Raw genomic sequence first — 6,100 nt, 5'->3', positions numbered from 1 at the left:
GGTTAGGAATGGCGATCGCTAAATCAATCATTGCCCAAAAACATGGCGGTAAGATTACCTGTACTTCTCAATTGGGTAAAGGCACTGAGTTGGAAATCTCCATACCCATCGGCAACTAGCCCGTCGATTCTAGATTGCATATCATAGCTAAAAGATGAGATGGCGATCGCAGCTCAGTTGGGATCGCCACCGGGCAGTTGAAGTGAATAAAATATCTATCATTACCATCTGGACAAGCCTGATTTTCCGCAAAAATCACCCATTCATAGCCACACTGATGGCAGTGGCAAAAGACATTATGCTCATTAGCAACATCTATTTTGTGCTTCCAGCAATCGATTTCAGTGCGATCGGGCTGAAATGGAATGTTCATCATTCAGTCAATTATTAAGGACAACCCAAAAACTTATGGGTTTGTAAACTTATGCGCCAGTCTGGGTGATGTAAAACAAACTGCATTGCTAAATCAATGGTTTTTGGGCTATTCCATTCCGGTTGTAAAAATTTGACTGTGTTAGGCTTCACGAACTGAGCTTGTTCCTTGGCCCAGTCTAGATCTTCTGGCCCAGTAATCACCACTTTTAACTCATCTGCATAAGTGCCCATACTGCGATCGGGAGATTTAGACTGTTTCGGGGAAAACGTCACCCAATCAAATGTCCCCGAAAAGGGATAAGCGCCAGAGGTTTCTAAGTGTAAAGGGAGATGGCACAAAGACCTTAAGCCCTGGGTTAATTCATCCAAATTATGCATTAACGGCTCTCCTCCAGTAATCACAATCATACTCGGATTGACCACTAAAACAGCTTCAGCCAATTGCTCAATGGAATATTGGGGATGTTTGTCCACAGGCCAAGATTCTTTCGTATCGCAGAACCAACAGCCCACATCACAGCCTCCGAGGCGAATAAAAAAAGCATTTCGTCCCACCCAATAGCCTTCTCCTTGGATAGAATGAAATGTTTCTACAATGGGATAGGGTTTCACAGATGGCTATCAATTACATAGGAACGGGCCTTCCATTATAACAATCACCTCTACTTTTGGGTTATAATAATTGGAATTTACAGCGCTTCATGTTGGAAAATATAATAACTAATAATTACGACCATCAACCCAAAGGAGAAACGATGAACCATACAGGGTGTAAAGCGATCGGATTACTGGCCTTCTGGGGGGCGATCGTTGGGGCAATTTACCCCGTACAATTGGCTCAAGCTCAAAGCAATGGGGTAATGTATGGCAACTATGTCAGCGTCACGGCTACTGAACCCGCAGAAGACCCAAATTCTACCCTAAAGCAAACAACAGGAAGTCCTCTAGAATACCAGCCAGTCAGGGCAGAAAAACAACTTGAACCTGTTCCTTTAGAAAATCCTGTTCTACCAGAACCTCCTCCCCCTTTACCCACATATCCTCTACCCAATAATGAGTTAGCCGAACCCGATCCAACCACCGCACAACAAACCAGCACATCCGATCCAACACCAGCCGTAGGTAGTTATTTCGGCATTGGCGGAACCATTGGCTTAAGCGATGGAGAAACGGCTCTAGGCAGTGGTGGATTTTCTTTAATGAGTAAAGGAGCGTTGAGTGAATATCTAACTTTGCATAATGCCACCTCTTTTGGCAAGCAAACAGAAAGTATGTTTGCTCTAACTGGTGAAATTCCCATCAGAAATCCCCAGACTCAAGAAGTCGTTGCTATGCCGTTTTTAGGTGGAGGAACTTTAGTGACCACTCAAGACGAATTGCGGTTTCATGGGTTAGTGGTTGGGGGTGTTGATATTCCTTTATCCAGAGATTTCATGGGAACAGTGCGGGTGAATGCGGGGTTTGTTGATAGTAAAACTGAAGTCGGGATTGTATTAGGAGTTGGCTATCGATTTAATTTGTTTAACTTATTCTAATTGGTCTCGATCTTCCTTTTCTTGGCAAGAGAGTTCTGACACTTCAGGCTCAGGTAAACTCTCTTGAACACTTTCATCTCTATTATCTCCCGAATTATCTCCCGATCCTTGGAGAACGGCAGCTAAAGGTGAATCGGGATTTTCTAATACCCATTGGTCAAGAATATCTTCGATCAGAAGTCGTTTAATCCAGACCTGAGCAATGACTGCTAAAGGAAGGGCTAAGAACAGACCAATAATACCAAAAAGCTGTAAACAAATAAGTTGAGCCAGGAGCGTTGCTGCCGGCAACAGGGAGACTTGTTTGGCCATCACCGTGGGCGTTAACCAATAGCTTTCCACTTGTTGAACAACGACATATAAAATCAAAACTGCCCCAGCTTTGAGGAATCCACCAGTATCTAAGAGGGAAACAGTCATCGGTAAAACAACACTTAAAGTTGGCCCAATATTGGGGATAAAATTGAGTAATCCCGCCAATAATGCATGAGCTAAAACTAAGCGTACTCCAATGATGGATAATCCGATAAAACTGAGTGTACCAATGAACAGGGAGTTGATAATAATGCCCCCAAACCAATTATCTAAAGCGATTTCACATTCGGCTAAAATGCTATCAGCTCGCCGCCGGTAAAAGGAGGGAAAAAGACGAACTAAAGCTTGACGATAGGAAAGAGGATCGCCTAAAAACATTAAGGTTAAGACAATCACCAACAGCAATTGACCCACAGCAATGATCGAGTTAGAAAAGAAGGAGTAGAAGTTGCCAAAGACTTGGGTCAGGAAGGGTTGAATTTGTTGAAATCCACTGGATAAATCAGGAGGTTCTGGTAACCAAGAGGGAGTATTTGCTCTCCATTGGTAGAGCAGAATTCGCAGTTGTTCGAGTCCAGTCGGGATCAGATTAATCAGAATTTGAAATTGTTCAATGAAGGGAGGAACAATAATCCAATAGAAGAACAAAAAACAGAGAAAGGTAACACTGATGGTGACTAAAACCGAGAATCCTCGATTGAGGCCGAATTTTTGCACCAGACGCACTCCACGGTTGAGGGCAGTCGCCAGTACAATCGCAGTGAAAACAAGTAGTAAAATCCCCCGTATTATCCAGAGAATATACAGGGATGTAACTAAACTGAAAAAGCCAAGTAATTGACCGAGTGTCACCAGGATTTCCTCCTCACCCTTGATGGGTAATGGGTAATGGGTAAGGTTGTTGTTCGGCTATTTTACTTGAGTAGAGGTCGATCGCGGGAGAAATTGCTTTAAAATCTTTAGAGGTGGACGATCCCAAGTATCGACATGACGATCGATCAGAGCTTGGTCGTTGAAGGTATAGGTAGAATAACCATTAAAGTTAATCTCTGCCTTCCAGGGAACTCGCAGTTTACCGCGCACAGTCCAGTCTACGCGCAGGGTTTCGGGAGGCAAAAAGTGCATCTGATGGACATCAAAAAATAGCTCGGTGAAAAACAATTGACCATGAAAGCGCAGTGTCCAAAATATAATCCGATAATTGAGTTTACCCTTAAATTGACTGATGGGGTCTTCAAAGAGGATATCTGGGGTATAAATGTTGTAGTTAATATCCTGCTGAAATAAGGTGGGTAAGTCTTGTTGCAGAATCTCCATCACCTCTTTAATCTGGGGCGGTAGAGCATCAGAGTTGGTGGATAGGACTGATTCTGAGTTCATGATCGGTAAAGAGAATTTTGCTGAATTGGCTAGTTAGATTTTAGCCAATAATGCTCTGTCTCATTCAACGATCGCCCTCAAACCCATTTCACTGAGCGCCTTCATTGAGGACAATGCGATCGCGCCCTTGAGTTTTGGCTTGATATAATGAGGCATCTGCCTTAGCAATCAAGGCTTCTGGGGATCGGGCAATGCTGGGAACCATACAGGCAACCCCTAAGCTCAAGGTGACATAAGGCTGTACATCAGAATTGGCATGAGGCAATTGTCGCTCCCCGATTCCCCGATGAATGCGTTCGGCAACCTGGAGAGCGCCTATACTATCAGTATTCGGCAATAAAATAACAAACTCTTCCCCCCCATATCGAGCCACTAAATCTCTGGAGCGTCTAACTGCCTCTGCCATCACCTGAGCCACTTTGCGCAAACAGTCGTCCCCAGCTAAATGACCATAGCAGTCGTTATAGCGTTTAAAATAATCCACATCGGCTAAAATCAAGGATAGAGGTTGCATCTGATGCAACAATCGCGACCATTCATAACTTAATACTTGATCGAAATGTCCCCGGTTGGCGACTTGAGTTAAACCATCGAGGGTAGCTAAACGAGTTAACTCTTGATTGGCGTGGCGTAAATCAGCCTCTGCTTGTTTGCGTCGCATTAAGGACGCTAACTGGTTGGCGACGGATTGGACTAAAGTTAAGGAACGCTGCTCAGGAGAATAGGGCGATCGCGAAAAAAAGATCAATACCGCCAACACTTCCCTCTGCCAACAAATGGGTATAGCTAAAGCTCCCTTCAAACCCACCTCTTTGGCTTGCTGCATTCGGGGAGAGATCGTACGCGTAGTTTGCGAGATATCCTCAATCCATTCCAACTCTTTAGAGATCAAAACCCGTCCGAGTAACCCTTCATGGGGGGTAAAGGCGATCGCCTCACTTAGATGACGAAACCCCTCAAATTGCGGAATATGGCTATATCCACCCCGACTTAAGCGTAACTGAGTTCCCCCCTGAGTTGGCATCCAAGCTTCTGCAAAATCCCAATGAATCGTATGACAAATTTGGGCGAGTACCTTCTCTAAGGCAGACTCAATATCAATGGTATCACTCAGAGCTTCAGTGGTGTCTAGAAGTAACTGTAACTGGGCATTTTGTTCCTCTAACTTCTGTTGATATTTACGCAATCGTAGCTGATGCTCAATCCGCACTACTACTTCCACTGGCTCAAACGGCTTACTAATGTAATCGACTGCCCCTACTTCAAACCCTTTAACTTTACTGAGGGTTTCATCCATGGCGCTAATAAACAACACGGGGACATCGGCAATTAATTCTATAGATTTTAGATGTTGACAAAGCTCATACCCATTCATATCGGGCATCATCACATCCAACAGCACTAAATCTATTGACCCAGCTTGGATAGAGCTTAAAGCCTCCTTGCCATTAGAGGCTACCTTGACTCGATATCCCTGCTTCACCAAAATCCGATTCAGTAAACTCAGATTATCTGGTTCATCGTCAACCACAAGGATGGTTTCTTTTAATCGCTGTAAGAGCTTTCGACTCATGAATGGGTAATCGGTAATGGGTAATCAGTAATGGGTAGTCGGTAAGGGGTAAGGGGCGATCGCCACTTTTGACGAATCATCTCTGAAAATTAAATGAATATGGGCCGATCATACCCAAATCCTGATATATAACCATTAGAGATTAGTCGAAAAAAATAGGAAGTTTCTATGGAATTAGAATATCCAGACGATCTAAAATACCTGGACAGCCATGAGTACGTGCGGCTTGATGGCGAGATTGCCACGATTGGACTGAGTGCCTTTGCGATCGATCAACTCGGTGATATTGTTCATCTTGAATTGCCAGAAGTCGGAGATGCTCTAGAAAAAGGAGAATCTTTCGGTTCAATTGAATCGGTGAAAGCGGTTGAAGACCTTAAGGCTCCCGTTGTGGGAACCGTCCTTGAATGCAATGAAGAGCTACTGGAAAACCCCGAAAATATTGGTGACGATCCTTACGGAGATGGATGGTTAATCAAAGTCCGGATTGATGAGAAGGAAGAACTAGATGGCTTACTCTCAGCCTCAGAATACCGCGCTCAACTCGAAGGGGATGAGGAAGATCGTTAAAGATAAACGGATTGAACCTCAAAGACTTTAAGCTTTAAGGACTGCTCATATCCAGTCCGGCACGTCAATGATGATGAAGTCATTGCAAAGGCCGTGGAGCGCAATGAAGCAATCCCAACAATCTCCTTAGTCTTGGCGATTGCTTCTAGAACGGTAGCAATGACAACTGTTTTAAGGGACTTGATACAGCAGTTTTCTGGCTTTATGTGTGTTATCAGAAAAATGGGTCTAAAACCCCGTCCTTTTAGGACGGCTTTACAGTAGAATGAAATGGGTCACTGACCCACCCGCGACGATGGAAACAGAAAGCCTAACTTCAAAGATTGCGAAATCCGCAACGGCGCAGAAAAAT

At 44.1% G+C, this 6,100-nt stretch carries 8 protein-coding genes; 3 read left to right on the top strand and 5 right to left on the bottom strand.

Annotation, left to right across the window (positions count from 1 at the left end; genetic code table 11):
- Window positions 1-8 precede the first annotated feature (8 nt).
- Window positions 9-119 (top strand): hypothetical protein, encoded by a 111-nt coding sequence (locus J7545_RS23940; protein ID WP_413039277.1) that lies wholly within the window; start codon window positions 9-11, stop codon window positions 117-119.
- On the opposite strand, the gene J7545_RS06660 is transcribed toward J7545_RS23940, so the two are convergent.
- Both J7545_RS06660 and J7545_RS06655 read right to left on the bottom strand, forming a co-directional pair.
- A complete protein-coding gene (locus J7545_RS06660) occupies window positions 116-376 on the bottom strand; it encodes a hypothetical protein (protein WP_318702021.1) in 261 nt (86 codons plus the stop codon). The two genes, J7545_RS23940 and J7545_RS06660, sit on opposite strands and share 4 nt — an antisense overlap.
- An 11-nt stretch (window positions 377-387) precedes the next feature.
- A complete protein-coding gene (locus tag J7545_RS06655) occupies window positions 388-987 on the bottom strand; it encodes a 7-carboxy-7-deazaguanine synthase QueE (protein WP_318702022.1) in 600 nt (199 codons plus the stop codon).
- Window positions 988-1,130: 143 nt separating this feature from the next.
- On the opposite strand from J7545_RS06655, the gene J7545_RS06650 reads away from it, so the two are divergent.
- Window positions 1,131-1,910, top strand: coding sequence for a hypothetical protein (locus J7545_RS06650; protein WP_318702023.1), 780 nt, complete (start codon window positions 1,131-1,133; stop codon window positions 1,908-1,910).
- Here the strand turns inward: J7545_RS06650 and J7545_RS06645 are convergent.
- From J7545_RS06645 to J7545_RS06635, 3 genes are all read right to left on the bottom strand, one after another.
- Window positions 1,902-3,077, bottom strand: coding sequence for an AI-2E family transporter (locus J7545_RS06645; protein WP_318702024.1), 1,176 nt, complete (start codon window positions 3,075-3,077; stop codon window positions 1,902-1,904). The genes J7545_RS06650 and J7545_RS06645 overlap by 9 nt on opposite strands.
- 57 nt (window positions 3,078-3,134) lie before the next feature.
- Complete coding sequence (locus J7545_RS06640; protein ID WP_318702025.1) at window positions 3,135-3,605, bottom strand: DUF2358 domain-containing protein; 471 nt, start codon at window positions 3,603-3,605, stop codon at window positions 3,135-3,137.
- Between the two features lie 88 nt (window positions 3,606-3,693).
- On the bottom strand, window positions 3,694-5,178 hold the full coding sequence (locus tag J7545_RS06635; protein ID WP_318719323.1) for a diguanylate cyclase domain-containing protein: 1,485 nt from the start codon (window positions 5,176-5,178) through the stop codon (window positions 3,694-3,696).
- 168 nt (window positions 5,179-5,346) lie between these two features.
- Between J7545_RS06635 and gcvH the strand changes: the two genes are divergently transcribed.
- Window positions 5,347-5,748: a glycine cleavage system protein GcvH gene (gene gcvH / locus J7545_RS06630; RefSeq protein WP_318702027.1), complete on the top strand. Its 402-nt coding sequence runs from the start codon at window positions 5,347-5,349 to the stop codon at window positions 5,746-5,748.
- Window positions 5,749-6,100 lie beyond the last annotated feature (352 nt).

The organism is Roseofilum sp. SBFL (assembly GCF_017746885.1).
In the GTDB taxonomy this organism is placed as follows: domain Bacteria; phylum Cyanobacteriota; class Cyanobacteriia; order Cyanobacteriales; family Desertifilaceae; genus Roseofilum.
The sequence above is the reverse complement of the archived record's forward strand: the minus strand, read 5'-3'. Positions and strand labels throughout refer to the sequence as shown.